Source organism: Massilia sp. ZL223 (genome assembly GCF_018119395.1).
Taxonomy (GTDB): Bacteria; Pseudomonadota; Gammaproteobacteria; order Burkholderiales; family Burkholderiaceae_D; genus Telluria.
On sequence record NZ_JAGPWD010000060.1, the window covers coordinates 1 to 17,852 of the forward strand.

At 64.5% G+C, this 17,852-nt stretch carries 18 protein-coding genes and 1 tRNA gene; 9 read left to right on the forward strand and 10 right to left on the reverse strand.

Translation table 11 applies throughout. The annotated features are described in order from the left end of the window. Positions 1-160 precede the first annotated feature (160 nt). Both KBW95_RS23460 and KBW95_RS23465 read right to left on the reverse strand, forming a co-directional pair. The gene (locus KBW95_RS23460; RefSeq protein WP_211524628.1) at positions 161-946 is read right to left on the reverse strand and encodes a hypothetical protein; all 786 of its coding nucleotides are present in this window, start codon (positions 944-946) and stop codon (positions 161-163) included. 116 nt (positions 947-1,062) lie between these two features. Beyond that, entirely contained in the window at positions 1,063-2,067 is a 1,005-nt protein-coding gene (locus tag KBW95_RS23465; RefSeq protein ID WP_211524627.1) for a hypothetical protein, read from the reverse strand. Between the two features lie 242 nt (positions 2,068-2,309). Between KBW95_RS23465 and KBW95_RS23470 the strand changes: the two genes are divergently transcribed. Then, a complete protein-coding gene (locus KBW95_RS23470) occupies positions 2,310-2,756 on the forward strand; it encodes a nuclear transport factor 2 family protein (protein ID WP_211524626.1) in 447 nt (148 codons plus the stop codon). A 17-nt stretch (positions 2,757-2,773) separates the two neighbouring features. Here the strand turns inward: KBW95_RS23470 and KBW95_RS23475 are convergent, their stop codons facing one another. Both KBW95_RS23475 and KBW95_RS23480 read right to left on the reverse strand, forming a co-directional pair. Beyond that, complete coding sequence (locus KBW95_RS23475; RefSeq protein ID WP_229429973.1) at positions 2,774-3,718, reverse strand: ABC transporter substrate-binding protein; 945 nt, start codon at positions 3,716-3,718, stop codon at positions 2,774-2,776. An 80-nt stretch (positions 3,719-3,798) separates the two neighbouring features. Then, complete coding sequence (locus KBW95_RS23480; RefSeq protein WP_211524625.1) at positions 3,799-4,557, reverse strand: CPBP family intramembrane glutamic endopeptidase; 759 nt, start codon at positions 4,555-4,557, stop codon at positions 3,799-3,801. Between the two features lie 201 nt (positions 4,558-4,758). Here KBW95_RS23480 and KBW95_RS23485 point away from each other — a divergent pair, with 201 nt between their 5' ends. Together KBW95_RS23485 and KBW95_RS23490 are read left to right on the forward strand one after the other, a co-directional pair. Beyond that, positions 4,759-5,097, forward strand: coding sequence for a zinc ribbon domain-containing protein YjdM (locus KBW95_RS23485; RefSeq protein WP_211524624.1), 339 nt, complete (start codon positions 4,759-4,761; stop codon positions 5,095-5,097). Between the two features lie 117 nt (positions 5,098-5,214). Next, positions 5,215-7,035: a hypothetical protein gene (locus tag KBW95_RS23490; RefSeq protein WP_229429974.1), complete on the forward strand. Its 1,821-nt coding sequence runs from the start codon at positions 5,215-5,217 to the stop codon at positions 7,033-7,035. A gap of 13 nt (positions 7,036-7,048) precedes the next feature. Here the strand turns inward: KBW95_RS23490 and KBW95_RS23495 are convergent, their stop codons facing one another. Further along, the gene (locus KBW95_RS23495; protein WP_211524623.1) at positions 7,049-7,789 is read right to left on the reverse strand and encodes a hypothetical protein; all 741 of its coding nucleotides are present in this window, start codon (positions 7,787-7,789) and stop codon (positions 7,049-7,051) included. Between the two features lie 446 nt (positions 7,790-8,235). Between KBW95_RS23495 and KBW95_RS23500 the strand changes: the two genes are divergently transcribed. From KBW95_RS23500 to KBW95_RS23515, 4 genes are all read left to right on the forward strand, one after another. After that, a complete protein-coding gene (locus KBW95_RS23500) occupies positions 8,236-8,814 on the forward strand; it encodes a lipocalin family protein (RefSeq protein ID WP_211524622.1) in 579 nt (192 codons plus the stop codon). Positions 8,815-9,008: 194 nt separating this feature from the next. Further along, the gene (locus tag KBW95_RS23505; protein WP_229429975.1) at positions 9,009-9,935 is read left to right on the forward strand and encodes a CAP domain-containing protein; all 927 of its coding nucleotides are present in this window, start codon (positions 9,009-9,011) and stop codon (positions 9,933-9,935) included. A 159-nt stretch (positions 9,936-10,094) separates the two neighbouring features. After that, positions 10,095-10,562, forward strand: coding sequence for a host attachment protein (locus tag KBW95_RS23510; protein ID WP_211524621.1), 468 nt, complete (start codon positions 10,095-10,097; stop codon positions 10,560-10,562). A 53-nt stretch (positions 10,563-10,615) separates the two neighbouring features. Next, positions 10,616-11,503 carry a UV damage endonuclease UvsE gene (locus tag KBW95_RS23515; RefSeq protein WP_211524620.1) on the forward strand — a complete coding sequence of 296 codons (888 nt, stop codon included), beginning with the start codon at positions 10,616-10,618 and terminating at the stop codon, positions 11,501-11,503. Between the two features lie 58 nt (positions 11,504-11,561). Here KBW95_RS23515 and KBW95_RS23520 read toward each other — a convergent pair whose 3' ends face one another. The 3 genes from KBW95_RS23520 to ssuE are packed head-to-tail and all read right to left on the reverse strand — an operon-like array spanning position 11,562 to position 13,074. Then, entirely contained in the window at positions 11,562-12,257 is a 696-nt protein-coding gene (locus KBW95_RS23520; RefSeq protein WP_211524619.1) for an alpha/beta fold hydrolase, read from the reverse strand. A gap of 14 nt (positions 12,258-12,271) precedes the next feature. Next, the gene (locus KBW95_RS23525; protein WP_211524618.1) at positions 12,272-12,466 is read right to left on the reverse strand and encodes a hypothetical protein; all 195 of its coding nucleotides are present in this window, start codon (positions 12,464-12,466) and stop codon (positions 12,272-12,274) included. Between the two features lie 26 nt (positions 12,467-12,492). Further along, the gene (gene ssuE, locus KBW95_RS23530; RefSeq protein ID WP_211524617.1) at positions 12,493-13,074 is read right to left on the reverse strand and encodes an NADPH-dependent FMN reductase; all 582 of its coding nucleotides are present in this window, start codon (positions 13,072-13,074) and stop codon (positions 12,493-12,495) included. Between the two features lie 243 nt (positions 13,075-13,317). Here ssuE and KBW95_RS23535 point away from each other — a divergent pair, with 243 nt between their 5' ends. Both KBW95_RS23535 and KBW95_RS23540 read left to right on the forward strand, forming a co-directional pair. Next, positions 13,318-13,815 (forward strand): acyl-CoA thioesterase, encoded by a 498-nt coding sequence (locus tag KBW95_RS23535; protein ID WP_211524616.1) that lies wholly within the window; start codon positions 13,318-13,320, stop codon positions 13,813-13,815. Positions 13,816-13,872: 57 nt separating this feature from the next. Continuing rightward, positions 13,873-13,948, forward strand: a tRNA-Phe gene (locus tag KBW95_RS23540). A 521-nt stretch (positions 13,949-14,469) separates the two neighbouring features. On the opposite strand, the gene KBW95_RS24680 is transcribed toward KBW95_RS23540, so the two are convergent. Then, the gene (locus KBW95_RS24680; protein ID WP_373888849.1) at positions 14,470-15,360 is read right to left on the reverse strand and encodes a transposase; all 891 of its coding nucleotides are present in this window, start codon (positions 15,358-15,360) and stop codon (positions 14,470-14,472) included. 447 nt (positions 15,361-15,807) lie between these two features. Then, the gene (locus KBW95_RS23550) at positions 15,808-16,764 is read right to left on the reverse strand and encodes a GNAT family N-acetyltransferase (RefSeq protein WP_211524615.1); all 957 of its coding nucleotides are present in this window, start codon (positions 16,762-16,764) and stop codon (positions 15,808-15,810) included. Positions 16,765-17,852: the final 1,088 nt, after the last annotated feature.

Here is a 17,852-nt window from a genome sequence, read left to right on the forward strand (position 1 = left end):
ATCATTGTCCTGGCAGAAGACGGCGCGCACCGCTTCCAGCAGTTCGTCCAGGCCGGTGCGGGGCCGGCCCCCCCCCCCCCCCCCCCCCCCCGCCCCCCGGGGGGGGGGGGGGGGCCGGCGCCGCCCCCGCGCCGACGCATTGAAGGCTTGACTGTCCGGTTTAAAACACGGCCGACGCCGTCAGGGTGAGCGACTGCCGCCGATGTTCCGGCTGCGCCACCATGCCCCATAATTCTCCGCGCGCCGTCAGCGGCGTGTCGGCACTGCGCGGGATGCGCATCCAGTCGTAACGGGCGCTGAAGACAAGCTGCCTGGCGAACGCGGGGTTCAGGCTCACGCCGAGCCGCAGGCCGCGCCCGTGCCGCGTGTCGAAGGAAGCGGTGTCGAACATGCCGGAGAAATCGACGCGCATGCGCTCGGGCTCCGACAGGACGAGCGCCGCATCGGCGCGCACCAGTCCGGGCGCCGGACGCCAGTCCTTGGCCGCGCCCGCGACCAGCCGCCACGAGCGGTAGCTTTCCCGGAGGCCGGCGCTGCCGCCGGCAGGACGAATCGTGCGCTTCCACCGGTCCAGCTCGAGCGCCGCCAGTGCCGAGACATCGCGGCCCAGGGCATAGGCCGCGCCGACCTGCATCGACGCCAGGGTGGTCGACGTGGCCGAGTCGGCCCGGACCCCGCCTTGCGTCTGTCCGCGATAGTCGATATCGCCGCGATACCCATCGATCCCGGCGGTCCAGGTGAGGTCGCCCGATTGCCAGGCGGCGCCGAGCGCCACCCCGGGCAGCCAGCCGCGCTCGCGCACCACGCGGCGGCCGGCGAGGTCGTATTCGGTGTGGGTGACGCTGCGCGCGCCCACGCCTGCGCTGGTTTGCCATTGTGCACTGGCGGGCGCAACCAGCGCCGCCGACAGTGCGATGCCGACTCCGGCGAAAAAGATCAGTTTCATGATTTTCACAGGAAGACCGCACCCGCCACAACGCGGTGGACAGGTGCGGCTGGTCCCTTACAAAGCGATATGTACGGCCTGGCGGGCGCGGGCGCGCACCAGGCCGTGGGACGCGATCATTGCAGGGCGAGGAAGGCGGCCCAGGTCAGGGTGTTGGTTTGCGTGATCACGCCGTCGCCCTTGGCGCTGTGGTCGAGGCGGACGTTGTTGCTGTCGACGACCGTCAGCGTCACGGAGGACCCGGCGCCGTTGACGATGAGCGCGCCGCTGTCCGGCACGGCCCTGCCGGTGCTGACGAAGGGCTGGACGTTTTTCACCGTGTAGCTGAATTGGCCCAGTGCGGTGCTGTTGCCCGCTACCGCAAAGCTCGCCGCGCTGGTGATGGCATTGCCATTGGTGCTGCCGGTCATCGTGTAATTCGCCAGGGTCACGCTTGCGATGGTGCTGCCGGAACGCTGTTCCGTCGCCTGCAGGGACTGGCCCGAGATCGAGAGCGAATTGGAAGTCGGGCTCGCCTGGTTGATCGCGACCTTCATGTCGCCGTTGACGGTCACCGCTTCGCTGCCGCTGGTGATGCTCAGGGTGGTGAAGCGCATGTCCAGGGTCGCGCCGAAAATCGAGCTGTTCAGCATGTCGCCGCTGAGGTTGGAGAACGTGACGCTCAATTTGCCGTTGACCGTTTCGCCGTCTTCGACGCAGTTCTGCGCCGACACGCTCATGGTGTCGCCATTGCTGAGCGCTTGCTCGCTGCGCATCGTGGCGTCGATCGTCACGGTGCCGCCGCCGGTGCAGCTGCTCGACATGGTAACGCCCGTCAGCAGCTGCGGTGCGCTGCCGGCGTGCTTGATCAGCTTGAGGACTGGGGCCACCACGCCGACGCCGCCGCCGCCGGACACGCTGACACCGGTCAGGATGCCGGTGAACGAGGAGGACGAGTCGCCGATCACGGTACTGGCGCCATATCCGTTGGCGGCGACACTGTTCGCGTTGCCGGCGGTGATCGTCGACAAGGTCGAGACTGGTGCGGAGGCGACGGGCGCGGGAGCATCGCCGCCGCCGCCACCGCAAGCCGACAGGATGAGGGCGGCGCCGACAGCAAGCGCGAGCGTAGTGTGTTTCATGGGTTCTCTCTTTTCAGGATGTCAGTATTGGGAAAGCCGATTGACGAAGCGGATATGGTATCTAAATTGCTTCTCAGAAAATCATCGGATTGTCACGGCGCTCCCTGCCCGCAGCGGCAGGTGAATGTTTTCACGCAGCCGACCTTGTATTTGCCGCCTCACGCAGTAGCCTGAAAGTGACCCGTGGCGGCTCCGGCAAGCGCGGCAGCCACGGAGCGACGACACAAGAGAGGAGAACTATCATGGACGCACAGGAAAACAAGCGGATAGTGATGGAAGGCTACCGGCTGTTCCAGAAAGGCGACATCATCCACCTGCTGGAGCGCTATCACGACGACGCGCTCTGGATCGAGCCCGAAGTGGAGAACGTGCCCTTCGCGGGCAGGCACAACGGCAAGGCGGAGATCGCCCGCTTCTTCGAACAGCTGGACCAGTCCATTCAGGCGGTACGCTTCGAACCGAAGGAATTCATCGCCGAAGGCGACAAGGTCGTCGTCACCGGCGAAGCCACCTGGCTGGCCAGGCATACCGGCCGCACCTACGACAGCCCCTGGGTGCACGTGTTCACGCTACGCGACGGCAAGGTCGCCTTCTTCCAGAGCTATCACGACACCGCCGCCGGCGAGAAGGCCTTCCGGCCCGCGCAACCAGGCCAGGCAGCAGGCATGGGGGCGCCCCTGCATCACTGACCCAGGCGCCTGACAATTTATAGCGCAGGCCCTTCCGCCGCGGGGCAGGCGCTCGCGGCGGCCGGCGGCCGCGCCTTGCCTCCTGCGGCGTCGAGGAAGGACGGCTTGCGCAAGTCCGCCAGCGAGAACCACAGGCCGCTCCGCTCGACCGGCAGGGATGGCGCGCGCACGGGATTCGGCAGGTCGATGATGCGGCGCCGCTCCAGGCCGGCGGCAGCGATCTGGGGCGCGAAATAGCTGTAGAACAGGCGGTCGAAGGAGCCGTCGGCGAGCGCCGCTTCCAGGCCCCGCTGCACGTCCGCCGCCAGGCGCGTGTTGCGCCGGTTGACGAAGAAATAGGCATCGGTCGGGTAGCGCAGCACCAGGTGGGGCTCGACCGCCAGGCTCGGGTAGCGCTCGCGCTCGGCGAAGACTTGCTGGACGGCGCGCGGGAAATAATCGATCCGCCCTGCTTCCAGCATCTTGAACATGCCGTCGTAGGTCGAGGACACCTCGACCGGCAAGCCGCTGGCGCGCAGGATCGCCGTGTCCGGCCAGTCGTGGCCCTGGCCGGCGATGAATTTTTTCAGCTGCGAGGCCGAGCGCACCTCGGCGAACTGGTCCAGCTTTTCCTTGCGCACCAGCGCGATGCGCCAGCCGAGCATGCCCTTGGTGAGCGGCACCGGCACGCCCAGCAGCGCAGCTTCGCGTTCCGGCGAGGTCATGGTGATCATGATGTCCAGCTTGCCGGAATCCCTTTCCAGCTCGAGCACGGCGCGCGCCTGTTTCATGCTCTGTTCGCTGTACACCAGGGTATGGCAGACCCTGGCCTTGGCGAAGGCCAGCTTCAGCAGCGCGACGCCGTAGGGATCGCGATCGGTATCGCTCCACTCGGGGCGCAGGTAGGTGTAGGTGGCGGCGCCGCCCGGCATGGTGCACAGGCAAAGCACGCTCGCCAGCAGGAAGGAAGCGATTCGGGGCATGATCGGGCGAATGGACGGCCTGCGGGAGCAGGCTTGCAGGCCGTATGCTAGCACCGTTTCCTGACCGTTTCCTTTCCTGCTCAGCCGGGCGTTGCTTGCGCGCCGCTCCCGCGGCGGCGGCCGGTCGCGAACAGCGCCCAGGCGACCAGCGCCAGCTCGAGGCCGTAGGCCGCGCGCTCGGCGATCAGCAGCGCGGCAGGACCGGCGGCCGGCTCGATGTTCGAATAGATCTTGCTCAGGTTGAGGACCATGTGCAGGACGATGGTCAGCCACAGGCTGCCGGTCTCGTAGCGCACCGCCGCGAACATCATGCCCGACAGCGTGGTCGCCAGCGCCCACCACATCGCGTGCGTCCAGTTGCCGTCCATGAAGCCATGGATCAGGTGCATGCCGCCGAACAGCACGCCCGAGATCACGATCCCCTTCCACTTCGCCAGGCGCAGCAGCACCGCGAAGATCAGGCCGCGGAACAGCAGTTCCTCGCCGAAGGCATTGATGAACTGGATGAGGATTTCGCTGCCCAGGGGACGCTGCTCCTGCAGGTGCACGCCCATCGACAGGAACAGCACGCACAGCAGCATGCTGGCCAGGAAGAATAAACCGGGCCGGGTCTTGCCGAATTCAAGGCCGACCTGGCGCCACAGGCCGAAGGCCTGGACCAGCAGGAGCGGCAGGATGACGGTGGAGGCGAAGGCGAGCAGCTTGACCTGGCCGAAGGCGCTGGCCGGTGCGAAGGCGCTGCCCAGTTTCAGGATCAGGGTCGTGACCAGGAACTGGAGGCCGGCGCAGGACACGGCGGTGAGGACGGGATGGGTACCCGCGAGTTGACGTAGTCGCATGTGTGGCTCCTGATTGTTGTTATTGACGAGCCGGATGATGCACCCGCGCGGCTAGCGCCGAGGCCGCCATGCGACGAAATGCAGAATGGGTGGAATGGCCGGGCGGATGGCGGCGAGCCGGCACCGGTTCCGCAGTGGGCTAGAATGCCGGAATCCGAACAGGATGCATTCTTTCACCACCCGATCCAACAAGGTTTTCCCATGTCTTCCCTGCCTCCTTGCCCCCAGTGCCAGTCCGCCTATACTTATGAAGACGGCGGCCAGTACGTCTGCCCGGAATGCGCCCATGAGTGGCCGGACCAGGCGGCCGCCACGCTCGACGCCGTCCGGGTCTACCGCGATGCCTCCGGCAATGTCTTGCAGGATGGCGATACCGTGACCGTGATCAAGGACCTCAAGCCCAAAGGTTCCGGCGGCGTCATCAAGCAGGGAACGAAGGTCAAGAACATCCGCCTGGTCGACGCCGACCACGACATCGACTGCAAGATCGACGGCTTCGGCGCCATGAGCCTGAAGTCGGAATTCGTGCGCAAGGCCTGAGCGGGGCCGCGCGGGAACTCAGCGCTTTCTTCCCGACTCCAAGGGCCATGCGCGCCATGGCTGCACGCATTGAGTTGCACGCATTGAGCTGCAAACCTTGTCCTCCAGGGAGGCGTCATGAAAGCGCGTTTCGTGTTGCCGGGGATCGCCGCCGCGGCCGTCCTCGCCGCTGTCCTCGTTACTGTGCCGGCCACCCAGGCCGAGCCCCCCAAGGCGCGGCCTGCCTTCGACCCGCTGTTCGCATCCACGGTCTGCACGCCGGCCCGTCCCGGCCGGCCGCCGCTGCTCGACCACCTGCTGCTGGCCCAGGCCCAGGTGGAAACCCGTCCCTTCCAGCCGGGCCAGCAGCCACCCGCCAGGAAAGAGGCGGGCAAGGAAGCCCCGCCCCCGCTGTACGACAATCTCGGCGCCCTGCACGTCCCGGTCTCCACCAGGAATCCCAAGGCCCAGGCCTATTTCGACCAGGGCATGCGCCTGACCTTCTCCTTCAACCACGCCGAGGCGGCGCGCGCCTTCCGCGCCGCGCAGCAACTCGATCCATCCTGCGCCATGTGCTATTGGGGCGAAGCGCTGGCGCTCGGCCCCAACATCAATGCGCCGATGTTCCCCGAGGCGGTGGCCCCGGCGGCGGCGGCGGCGGCCAGCGCCATGCGCCACGCCAAGGGCGCCACCCCGGCCGAGCAGTCCCTGATCCGGGCCGTGTCGCGCCGCTACAGCACCGATCCGGCGGCCGACCGGGCCGCGCTCGACAAGGCCTATGCGGACGCCATGACCGAGGCCGCGCGCGCCCATCCGAACAACGACACCATCCAGGTGCTGTACGCGGAGTCGCTGATGGACCTCTCCCCCTGGGACTACTGGGCGGAAGGCGGCGCCCAGCCCAAGAACCGCACGGCGGAGATGGTCGACGCCCTCGAGCGCGTACTCGAACGCAATCCCAGCCACCCGGGCGCGGCCCACTACTACATCCACGCGATGGAAGCCTCGACCCACCCCGACAAGGCGCTGCCTTCGGCGCGCGTGCTGGCGCAGCAGATTCCCGGCGCCGGCCACATCGTGCACATGCCGTCCCACATCTATTACCGGCTCGGCCTGTACCGCGAGGCGCTGCAGTCCAACCTGGACGCGATCGCGGCCGACGAACGCTATTTCGCGAACACCGGCAGCGACCCGGTCTACCGCGGCGCCTACTACCCGCACAACATCCATTTCGTGATGGTGTCGGCCCTGATGGGCGGCGACGGCAAGACCACGCTCGATGCCGCGTCCAAGCTCGACCAGGTGATCAGCCCCGAGCTGCTCAAGGGCATCGGGGTGCTGCAGCCGGTCAAGTCGGCGCCCTACTTCGCCCATGTGCAGTTCAGCAGCCCGGACACCCTGGTGTCCCTGCCCGATCCGGGCCCGGACTTCGTGCTGGTCAAGGCGATGTGGCACTACGCGCGCGCCGTCGGCCATGCGCGCAAGGGGGCGCATGCGGCGGCCCGGCGCGAGATCGCCGCGCTCGAGCGCATCGAACGGGCCGGCGACTTCAAGGCGGTCACGGACTGGGGCGTGCCGGGACGCGAAATCGTCCAGACCGCGCGGGCGGTGGCGCGTGGCCGGCTGGCCGACAGCCAGGGCGACCTCAAGGGCGCGATCGCGGCCTACCGCGAAGCGGTGGCGGTGCAGGACAGCCTGCCCTACATGGAACCGCCCTACTGGTACTACCCGGTGCGCCAGTCGCTCGGCGTGACGCTGCTGCGCGCGAAGCAGCTTGATGAGGCCGAGCAGGTGTTCCGGGCTTCGCTGGCGCGCACGCCCAGCAACGGCTGGGCCTTGCGCGGATTGATGGAAGTCTACCGGGTACGCGGCGACGAGGCGGCGCTGAGCGCGGCGCGCCAGCGTTTCGCCACCACCTGGCTCGGCAAGCCCGAAGGGCCGGCCCTGTCTTCGCTCTAGGCTGGCGCCCGGTTCAGAGCAGCGGATCGCTGTCCTTCGGATCGAAGGCCGGCGCATCGGCCCGCCGCTGTCCGAAGGCCGGCATGGGATCGCCACCCGTGCCGGCGCCGCCCGCATTGCCTCCGCGCCCGCTGCCTTGGCCGCCACCCTGGCCGCTGCCGCGCTCCGCACCGGCGCGCTCCGCGCCGCCCTTCCTGCCGGCGGCGCCCTGGGTGCGGGTGGGCCCCTGCAGCGGAATCGCCAGGCCGGCCGGAATGGCTTCCAGGTCGAGCGCGGCGCGGATGAAGTTGCGCAGGGAAACGACCAGCTCGGCCGTGTGGATGGGACGCCCCGCCGCCATGTCGCTGGCGGCCTGGCTGGCCAGGCGGCAATGCTCTTCCGTTCCGAGCAGGATGATGTCGGCCAGCGCAGCCTCGACCGCATCGCGGATGCGGCGCGCACGGTCCGACCCTTCCGCCCCCTCTTCGATGCCCTGCCGGCTTTGCCCATCCATGGCTTCCATCTGCGCCTGGGCCGCCACGCGCAGGTCGCGCAAATGGGTCGGATCCACCGTCAGCCGGCCGGTAAAGGAGCCGCCCAGGGTGCGGTAGGCGCCGATCAGGGTCTTGAGGCGCTCGTTGATCTGGCGGTTCATGCGCTCGCGGCGCTGCTGCACGGTCTGCATCACCAGGATGCGGATGCCGACCCCGAGCAGCGTGAACACGGCCAGGCCGATCATGGTGGTCAGCGCGGCCTGCCAGGAACTGAAATCCATCGAATGCACCGTTCTCCCAAACTTACGTAAAGCTACTCGATACTGCTTAAAGTCGGCGATACAGTTGGATTCCTGCTTCATAGGGGCCGGTTTCACTTTGCGCTCGGACGCAAGGCCAGCGCCTTCCCCTCCACAGGCAGTCACGGTGGAACTCACCGCAAGCCAATTCAGTTCTATCGGCATGTAGACGTAGCGCAGCAAGACCCTACGAGCTTTGGCTACAGCGTTCGAACTGAATTTGCTTCTGTATGACTAACCAAAATTGAATAAGTTTCGCGCGAACTGTTAGAACCCCTGTCCTCGACGAATGTGGTGTTGGCGCCAGTGTAGCGGGGCGCGTGTTTGCCCGGCGCCCGGTCCCGGGCCTGGCCCTTTCCACCCAAGCAAGCGCCGGCGAAACGCCTTGTCATTTACGCTAGCCTGCATCACATTGCCGAGAGACCGATATGAAACGCGTGTTACTGAGCAGCGCCCTGTGCGCGCTGGGCCTGCATGCCGGGGCCGCGCCGGCCGCGGAAGCGCTGGCCACCATCCCCGCGCTCGACGTCCAGCGCTACATGGGCGCCTGGTACGAGATCGCCAAATTCCCGAACGACTTCCAGAAGAAATGCGTGGGCGACACCACGGCCACCTACAGCCTGCGCGAGGACGGCAGGGTCAAGGTCGTCAACCGCTGCCGCACCAGGGATGGCGGGGCCGAGGTGGCCGAAGGCGTGGCGCGCCAGGTCGGCTCCGCGACCTCGCCCAGGCTCGAAGTGCGCTTCGCGCCCGCGATCCTGTCCTTCCTTCCCATGGTCTGGGGCGATTACTGGGTTATCGACCTCGACCAGGACTACCGGCTGTCCGCGGTCAGCGAGCCCAAGCGCGAATACCTGTGGATCCTGTCGCGCACGCCGCAGGTGGATGCCGCTGCTTACGAGGCCTTGCTGGCCCGCCTGCGGGCGCAGGGACTGGACACGTCCAGGCTGGTGCGCACCATCCACGGCAATAACCCTGGCACGCTTGCGCCAGCCCAGTTACGCTAGCCTGCCCGCATCCGGCCGATACCGCCTGGCCGGGGAGCCGGGCGGTTCTATGGTATTTTCGCGGACCGTCCCCATCTGGGCTTGGGCTGGAATGCATCGCAGCGCCGACCGCCAGGTTGGCGTTTTTACTTTCCGGGTGACTTGGCTGCCCGTCACGCCTGGCCATGCCGAAGCGGCATAGTGAATTCGAAGACATGTCTGATTGCACGATCCTGAAACGGGGACGACCGCAGGCGTCCCTCCTGCTTGCCGCCGCCATGCTGGCGGCCGCTGCGCCTGCGTCTGCGGGTAGCGCCGCCAGTGCGCAGCCGGCCTCGGCCGCCGGCGGCCAGGCGGGTGAGCTGGTGGCGATGATCAATGCCTACCGCGCCGCGCCCGGCTCCTGCAATGGCGAGACGGCGGCGCCCGTCCCACCCTTGCAAGCCCATCCGGCGCTGGCCCGGGTGCGCATCGGTCCCGGCACCTTCATCGAATACGCGCTCGAAGGCGCGGGCTATGCCGCCGAACAGGCCGAGGCGATCTCGGTCAGGGGGCCGGACGACGCCCAGGCGGCCATGAACGTGATCCAGCAGAAATATTGCCGCATCTTGCTGAACACGCGCTTCTCGGCGGCCGGCAGCTACCGCGACGGCAAGGAATGGACCGTGGTGTTCGCCCGTCCGGCGCCGCCCTTGCCGTCGGCCATCTTCCCCGACTGGCGCGACGCCGGCAAGCTCATCCTCGAGGGCGTCAACGCCGCGCGCGCCAGCGGCCACACCTGCGGCGACCAGCATTTCCCGCCCGCGCCCCCGCTGAGCTGGAACCCGGCCCTGGCGCAGGCCGCGCTCGGCCACAGCGAAGACATGGCGGCGCGCCGCTACTTCAGCCACACGGCCAAGGACGGCAGCAAGGCGGCGGAACGCACGCGGCGCGCCGGCTATCACTGGAAGCTGGTGGGCGAGAACATCGCCTTCGGCCAGCACACGCCGCAACAGGCCGTGGCCAGCTGGCTCGACAGTCCCGGCCACTGCGCCAACATCATGAACGCCCGCTTCACCGAGATGGGCGCGGCCTACGGCATCGCCGCCGAGAAACGGTCCGGCATCGTCTACTGGACCCAGGTGTTCGGCCAGCCGCGCTGAACGCCAAGGCCGGCGCAGGCCCCACATGCACCGGCCGCGGACGCGCCTTTCGTGCCTCCCCAAAAACCTGCTTCGGATAGACTTCCCTTGAACAGCTAGACGGGAAGTGAATCGATTGGTTCACTAAAGAAAAACATTTCCATCGTCAACGGAGGTAGCATGAATACAACCTGGATCGTGTCGGCCGACAGTGGCCGCGCCCGCATCTTTGCCGAATCCGACTCGAACACGCCGCTGCAGGAAGTGCAGGACCTGGTCAATCCCGCCGCGCGTACAGGCACGACCGACGAACTCAGCGACCGCATGAGCCCGCTCGCGGCCGGCCAGAGCAAGCACGGTTCGGGGGACGCGATGCCGACCAAGCAATACCAGCCGCAACAGACGCCGGAGCAGCGCGAGTCGCAGACCTTTGCCAGCGACATTTGCGCCATGCTGCTGCAGGCAAAACAGGAAGGCCGCTTCGACCGCCTGGCGCTGGTTGCGGAACCGCAATTCCTCGGCGCCTTGCGCAACCAGCTCGATCCCCAGCTCAAGGCGATGGTGAGCTACGAGATCGACAAGGACTACACGCACTCGAACGGCCAGCAGCTGCGCGAACAGATCCGCGCCCACCAGGCCAAGGGCTGATCCCGCCATCCGCCGCGCGCCCCGGCGCGCGGCAGCCACGCCTCTCACACCCCATGCGACCACAGCTCGGCCTCGTCTGCATCACCACGTCCAGGGACGTCCGCTACCGCGCGCTGACACGCAAGCGCCTGCTGGAGCATTCCGAAGACGGCCAGCGCCGGCTGCTGGAAGACATCTACCGCGACAACCTGCAGACCTTCGACGAAGCGATGCGCTATTGCGAGCGCGAAGGCATTTCCCTGTACCGTCTGCCCTCCTCGATCTTCCCCTTCGCTGACGAGCCGAACGGCCGCGCCATCCTGGAGCAATTCGCGCCACAGCTCGCGCGTTCGGGGCGGCGCGCGATCGAGCGCGGCATCCGCCTGGTGATGCACCCCGACCAGTTCGTCGTCCTGAGCTCGGATTCGGAAGGCGTGGTCGCCAACAGCGTCAAGATCCTGCAGATGCACGCCGACATCATGGACTTGCTGGACCAGCCGCGCTCTCCCTGGGCCCTGCTCGAGATCCACGGCGGCAAATCCGACCGCGCCGACGCGCTGGTGGAGCGCATCGCCCTGCTGCCCGAGGCGATCCGCTGCCGCATCGGCCTGGAGAACGACGAATACGCCTACAGCGCCGACGAGATCCACGCGATCTGCCTGCGCGCCGGGGTGCCGATGGTGTTCGACGCCCACCATCATGTGGTGCACGAGAAGCTGGACAGCTACGAGCACCCGAGCGTGGAAGCCATGCTGCGCAAGGCGCGCGAGACCTGGTCCGTGCCCGAACACCAGCTGGTGCACATCTCGAACGGCCGCAGCGGCTTCAACGACCGCCAGCATGCGGACCTGATCGACACCATGCCCTCTAGCTACCGGCTGGCGCCCTGGATCGAGATCGAGGCCAAGCTCAAGGAAGAAGCCATCCGCGCCCTGGACGGCTGGGAAGCGCGCACGGGCTGAGCTGCAGGGGCGGGCATGATCGGCGATGCTGCTTGCAACATCGATGCGAGGTGACGGCTCAGGTGTCCGCCAGACCGGCGAGCCAGGGCAGCACGGCCTCGAGCAGCGCGTCCGGAGCCTCGATCGGAATCATGTGGCCGGTGTTCTCGATCAGCTTGAAGCTTGAACCGGCGATCCCCGCGTGCAGCTCCTGCGCCTCTTCCAGGCTGCGCAGCCGGTCCTGGGCCGCGGCCACGACCAGGGTCGGGCAGCGGATGGCGTGCAGGCGGTCCAGGTCGCCCGGCCGCTCCAGCATCGACTGGCGGCGGAAGGCTTCGCCGCCCAGGCGCACGCCCATGGCGCGCACGCGCTCGATCAAGGCCTCGTTAGTGCGCTGGTCGGGATGCAGCGAAGTGGCGATGGCCGTGCGGCTCAGGCCCGCGAAGGACACGGAAGGAGCGGCCTTCGCCACCGCGCCCTTGCTCTGCCTGAGCGCGGGCGAATCGGGACGGGTCGAGGTGGCGATCAGCACCAGCGCGCGCACTCGTTCGGGCGCCTGGTAGACGATCTCGCGGGCGACGTAGCCGCCCATCGAAAAACCGATGAGCACGAAGGATGGCGGCGCATCGAGCAAGGCGCGGCGCGCCATTGCCTCGAGGGTGGAATCGTGACGCAGGTCGGCATGCACGAGCGGGCCGAAAGGCGCCAGCCGGTCGCGCATGCCGTCCCAGAGCGTCTCGTCGGCCATGTAGCCGGGAACGAGCAGGATGGACATCGCGCCATGATAGCTCAGGCGGCCGGCGGCGGAGCGAAGTCCTTGGCGAGCGGACGCGAACCCGGTCCCGGCACGGCATGGGCCGGCAGGTAGTCCGCCCCGGCAAACGTACGCGGCGGGGCCGGCCGGTAGCCGGCGGCGCAGGCGTCGGTAAACAGCAGGGCCAGGTCTTGCCGGCGTGCGGCGCGGCGGTCGTAATGGTCGTTCATGAAAATTCTTCAACAGCTTGCAGGTGTCAGGCGGCGAACGGCGCCTCGAACAGGTCTTCCTCTTGCTCCGCGCGTTCGCCCAGGAGCTGCAGTTCGGCGGCCAGCTGCTCCACGCCCTGGGCCACGCGGGCGGCGACCGGCGGCGCCAGGCGCAAGCCGCAGCCGATGCCGGCCGCGACCTGCTCGGAGGTGGCGTAAATGCTCGGCAGGATGAAGCGCGCCGCCATCGAGGACAGTACCGGCCGCAGCGCGTAGTCGAGCGCCAGCACGTGCGACTGGCTGCCGCCGGTGGCGACCGGCAGCACCAGCTTGCCGGCCAGGCCGTCCTGCGGCAGCAGGTCGAGGAAGAGCTTGAGGACGCCGGTGTACGAAGCCTTGTAGACCGGCGTGGCGATCACGATGGCGTCGGCCTCGCGCACCAGGGTGACGGCGCGCGCCACGCCTGGCTCGCAGGTATCGGCGCGCAGCAGGGCCTGGGCCGGCAGCTCGCGCACGTCGATGCGCGTACTGGGATGGCCGTGCAGCGTGAGTTTGTCCCCGATGTGCTGCAGCAGGCGGTTGCAGGAAGACTGCGGCGACGGGCTTCCGCCCAGCAGGATGACGCTCATGGTGTGCTCCGTTCTCGACTTCGATGGACACAGCCTAAGGCGCAGGCCGGGGCTTGCAAACGAATTGTTTCGCTCATCCTTATGCATTCGCCGTTTTAACTTTCCGCGCATATCGAAGGGCGGATTTCTTCCAAGCCGGGCCAGCCGGCAAACCATGCCTTACACCGGCGCGATGTGCCAGTCCCTGCTATCCTTGCTCGAGTACGCCATCCCGGATCTCCCTTTCATTCGACGAGCCAGACCATGAACCTCCCCGCCCACCAGCTCAGCATGACAGTGCTGATGACGCCCGATACCGCGAATTTTTCCGGCAACGTCCATGGCGGCACCATCCTGAAACTGCTCGACCAGGTCGCCTACGCCTGCGCCAGCCGCTACGCCGGCAGCTATGTGGTGACCATGAGCGTCGATCAGGTGACCTTCCGCCAGCCGATCCACGTGGGCGAGCTGGTCACCTTCCTGGCGGCCGTGAACTACACCGGCCGCAGCTCGATGGAAATCGGAATCAAGGTGATCGCGGAAGACATCCGCAGCAAGGTGGTGCGCCACGTGAACAGCTGCTTCTTCACGATGGTGGCGGTGGACGACGACCGCAAGCCGGTGGCCATCACACCGCTGGAGCCGAGCACACCGGAAGAACAGCGCCGCTTCGAGGAAGCCAAGGGACGGCGCGAATCGCGCCTGGCCCTGGAGCGCCAGCACGCCGAGCGCATCGCCGCCCGGGCGGGAGAGCAAAGCTGATTGTTGCTCCCGCGCCAATTGTTTATCGGCCGCAAACGCTGCTATAATGGCGTTCTTGGCCTGGTAGCTCAGTTGGTAGAGCAGAGGATTGAAAATCCTTGTGTCGGTGGTTCGATTCCGCCCCGGGCCACCAAGAATATAGTTCACGCAACGCCAACCATCACAGGTTGGCGTTTTCGTTTGTGGATTTCACAGTCCTCGGCTCCGGTCTATTTCCGCTACGCCGCGCCCCGCAAAAACAAGCCCGCAAACTCGCGACCAAATCGTCCGAGCGACCGCGTTCCCCGACGCGTCTGACATGTGGACGCACCGACCACTACCAATCGCTCGATTCGTCAAAGTCATCTTCCGATTGCCTTTGGTACTGGTAGCGGCTGCCATGGCGACATGGTGACCTCGGCGACACACTTGCAATGTCAGCCTTGGCCTGGCGTCGCCAAGTCGCCGACGTCGCCACCATTGCTCACGGAGGGTATCTTCATATACCCCCCACAATCACCTTCAAGGACGAATGACGATAACGCAAAACTCGGCTAGTGCAACACCGAAACCGACGCCGACGCCAACGCCAGCACCAAGGAATCCAAGGGATGGCGTGCTTCCATGGGAAGAATGCGCGCCAATGCGCGCCCAATCCACCCAAGTTAAGACATCTCAGCAGTTTTTCTGAGTCATCTGCTTGTGTGGTTTTGCACCTCGCTTCCTCGGCTTCGAGCGATTCTCCCGATGCCGGTAGGTCTTCCCGGCAATTAGACCGAGCAGGCCGCGCAGCAGCGTTCCTACCTTTCTGCCGATTTTTCCGCCAAGCAGAAGTATGGGCAGCAGCGGCTTGAGCGCGGTGTGGGCGTAAGCATGGTTGATGCGTCTGTCCTCGGGCAAATCGGCGTCGGCATGGGCGGTCATCGAGACGAGCGTTTGCAGGTTATCGCAAAGGATTTTGGCGGAAACGTCCTGGACCACCGCCTGCTGACTCAAACCAGTGACGTGTTCGAGATTGAGGCGGTGCTTGAGGCGTTTCAACGCTTCCTCGATGCCCCAGCGCTTGTGATAGAGCTCGCCAAAGCAGTCGCCTGGAAAGAGTTTGTTGTCGCACAGATTGGTCATCAGCACGCGATGCTCGCCATTGGGCAAGACGTGACGGACCAAGCGCACGCGCTGCGGCTTGCGCGGGCATTCGTAGTCCAGCGCATCTTGTTTGCTCGGAGCCCGCAGCATGACGATGCGTTCGATAGCGCCAGAGCGCACGAACTCGCGCACGCAGGTGTAGCCGCCGTCGTTAGTGTCGACGCGCATGCACAGTTTGATGGTGCGTTGGTTCAGTACGGCGACCAACCAACTGGCGGGATAGCCTCGATCAAACAGCAGCAGGTCATCGGGAGAAAGGCGGTCGAGGTGTTCGATCAGAAACTGGCGTTCTCCACACTCGTGGATACCATGCAGGGAGGCGGCGAGCATTAGGTCGGGACCCGGTAGAAACAGGCCGAACAGGATTTGATCGGCATGGGCAGCCCGCTTGACATGGCTAGCGAGCAGTCCGAAACGCACGGTCTAGCCAGCGGCGGCGACCAGGCGCAGGCCGCGCCAGCGCGGCACAAATCCATCCTGCTCGGCACGTGCAATTAACCAGTCGTTCAGACCCGGAATGGCAACTAGGGACAGCTTGGCGCGCGCCTGAGCGAACGCCTGTTCGGACACCTCGTGGACCAGCTGCGCCTGCAGACGCAGATGCGCAAAAAAAGGTGTCCAGTTAGGCTTGAACTCTCATGCGCATCCCGGTCAGCATGATCGCAACCAAGGTCGCCAACGCCAGCTTGCAGCAGCGGAAAAACGCTGTGGGGTGATCCGGACGGCGGGCATCGCGGAGAAATTCTGTTGAGCATAGGCGAGGGTGAAATCTTGAAACAGCGTGGTCAGAACGGACATGGCACTGGCTGTTGTGACGCGCAACATCCATCGCATTCGGGAACATCCTGGCCGCTTCCCTACCGCGACTCAACTTTTTAATCTTCTTATCCAAGCCTTCACATATTTTTTTACCCCGTACCGCTCTAACAACCGCCCTATTGCGCCGCTAACGAGTAGCAAGTAGTAATGAGCACTTACTAAAATTCTATGACGAACTGTATCGCGCAATAAATAGAGATCGACGAACTCTTTGCGGTGGGTCGAAAACATCGACTTATATTGCGCTTCTCCTGGGCCAAAATCGATTTCCTTATAATTGCCAGACGAAAAAACATCCTCAATAATATGATAGAGCAGCACAGTTCCCGCAGATAAATTGGAAAACTCTGGTAGATATCCAACCGTATCATAAATTAATCGATCACCTTGCTGGCGACACCATGCAAAAGCGATAGCTCTACCAGAGTCCCGAAGAAGGTATCCGCGTGCTTGCCCATTCCGTGCTAAATTTTTCATATGCGCAAGGAAGGCCTCGCTATCTGCTAACCCGGCATGAAGTAATTTTGTCTGGTATGTCTGCTTCGAAATGCGCAAAGCTTCTGAATAGAATTCAGAAATCGTCTCATAATCAACATAAACTTCCCAACTAGGAAGCCCCTGTTGACGTTCCGCAAAACGTCGAACCGAGCGAGTCAAGTTTTGACGGGACTTCGTGGAAAATTTATTCAAATACTCCGTGAAGCTTCCACTCACCGATACATAATAAAGTACATCACGACACGGCACGTAACCGAGGAAAGATCCGTATTTTCTTAAGCCTGGCTTAAAGTTCTCAGCTGGTACTTTCCTGCAAAATACACCATCATTCTCATCCCCCAACATTTCAGCAAGTACTTCGGGTGCTGAGGGCCAGCCTTCTTGCTCAAACCTTTTGGGGATAAGTACTAATAGTTCAGGATACCAATTTCCAAGGACCAATTCTCCTAATAAGTACTTTAGACGGACCTTGACTTTGCTCACCGACTCAAATTGAATTTCATTCACTTCTACGCATTCCGAAAATTTTAACAAAATGTGCGGGCATATCATGTTGATTGCTCGCTGCATCGGTCGGCAGCAGCGCTACCGGATCTGAGGGATATACAGGGTGGTCGAGAAAGTCCATTCCGAGAAGCACAGAACGCGGTTTCCCGCCTGCCGTTTAAGGACAGGCGATTCAAGCGCACGAGCCGTCATATCGCGTCGGTGAACATACCGTCGCGCCACGAAATAAGGCATGGCGTGGCAATAATCTGAAAAGACCTGAACACCTTCCCCATGGGGCCACAATATCATGCCCCGTGCTGCCAGGAAGTGTCAACATGTCAATTATTTCGGACTATCTGGCTCGCGGTGGCGTGCTGGCCGGCATGAGCGGAGCTGGCGGCGCTCGGCCGGGCAGTGAGTGCAGCTTGCCCCGTAGTGACCATCGTTGCGTGCTTCGTGATGAACCGGCCAATCTTGGTGAAGTCAGGGGCAATGCCCCGGTGATCCACACGCAGCCGAGATCAGGACGGGCCAAGCGCCCAGCTCACACAGCGAATGCACGCCCTGCATCACACCGTAAAGAATCAAGCTCGTCATCTGACGCGACAAACAAGTTAAACTGCTGATCGTCGGGAGTGCCCGACTTCTTGGAAGCTGTACCCATCGCTGAAATCGCGATATTGTTAAAAACAATACTGTAAACCGGGATGGGCTTTTACTATATCCTCTACCGGCGCGGCGGCGCGAGCTTGTTCTCCGCGGTGGCCTGAGGCGGGCGTATCAGGGCGAAGAGTGTTGAGCGCATTTTTAAAAAAAATGTAGGATAATGCCTGATTATTTATTTATCGGGGTATCGGTCTCTTCATGCAAACTCACTTCACGTATGATGTCGAGATCTCGGTTGATGCCCAACCAGGGCTTGCCAGCGGCAACGCTGGTGTCGCGCAACTTCGAACTGCCGGGCGTCGCGCGCCGGCCGGTGCACGGGGAAAGCGGCAAGGATGAGTCCCTGGCAAGTGCGCGACGTGCCGTTCAAGTTTCAGCTGAGCGACTGTACCTTGTTCCAGGTCAATGAAGGCGGCCTGCGCTACTTTGATTTCATCGAA

Excerpts from the sequence above, each read along its gene's own strand:
- KBW95_RS23490 (WP_229429974.1), top strand. The coding sequence starts at position 5,215 with ATGAAAGCGCGTTTCGTGTTGCCGGGGATCGCCGCCGCGGCCGTCCTC.
- KBW95_RS23500 (WP_211524622.1), top strand. The coding sequence starts at position 8,236 with ATGAAACGCGTGTTACTGAGCAGCGCCCTGTGCGCGCTGGGCCTGCAT.
- KBW95_RS23465 (WP_211524627.1), bottom strand. The coding sequence starts at position 2,067 with ATGAAACACACTACGCTCGCGCTTGCTGTCGGCGCCGCCCTCATCCTG.
- ssuE (WP_211524617.1), bottom strand. The coding sequence starts at position 13,074 with ATGAGCGTCATCCTGCTGGGCGGAAGCCCGTCGCCGCAGTCTTCCTGC.
- KBW95_RS23485 (WP_211524624.1), top strand. The coding sequence starts at position 4,759 with ATGTCTTCCCTGCCTCCTTGCCCCCAGTGCCAGTCCGCCTATACTTAT.
- KBW95_RS23460 (WP_211524628.1), bottom strand. The coding sequence starts at position 946 with ATGAAACTGATCTTTTTCGCCGGAGTCGGCATCGCACTGTCGGCGGCG.
- KBW95_RS23535 (WP_211524616.1), top strand. The coding sequence starts at position 13,318 with ATGAACCTCCCCGCCCACCAGCTCAGCATGACAGTGCTGATGACGCCC.
- KBW95_RS23525 (WP_211524618.1), bottom strand. The coding sequence starts at position 12,466 with ATGAACGACCATTACGACCGCCGCGCCGCACGCCGGCAAGACCTGGCC.
- KBW95_RS23510 (WP_211524621.1), top strand. The coding sequence starts at position 10,095 with ATGAATACAACCTGGATCGTGTCGGCCGACAGTGGCCGCGCCCGCATC.
- KBW95_RS23520 (WP_211524619.1), bottom strand. The coding sequence starts at position 12,257 with ATGTCCATCCTGCTCGTTCCCGGCTACATGGCCGACGAGACGCTCTGG.
- KBW95_RS23505 (WP_229429975.1), top strand. The coding sequence starts at position 9,009 with ATGTCTGATTGCACGATCCTGAAACGGGGACGACCGCAGGCGTCCCTC.
- KBW95_RS23475 (WP_229429973.1), bottom strand. The coding sequence starts at position 3,718 with ATGCCCCGAATCGCTTCCTTCCTGCTGGCGAGCGTGCTTTGCCTGTGC.
- KBW95_RS23470 (WP_211524626.1), top strand. The coding sequence starts at position 2,310 with ATGGACGCACAGGAAAACAAGCGGATAGTGATGGAAGGCTACCGGCTG.
- KBW95_RS23515 (WP_211524620.1), top strand. The coding sequence starts at position 10,616 with ATGCGACCACAGCTCGGCCTCGTCTGCATCACCACGTCCAGGGACGTC.
- KBW95_RS23480 (WP_211524625.1), bottom strand. The coding sequence starts at position 4,557 with ATGCGACTACGTCAACTCGCGGGTACCCATCCCGTCCTCACCGCCGTG.
- KBW95_RS23495 (WP_211524623.1), bottom strand. The coding sequence starts at position 7,789 with ATGGATTTCAGTTCCTGGCAGGCCGCGCTGACCACCATGATCGGCCTG.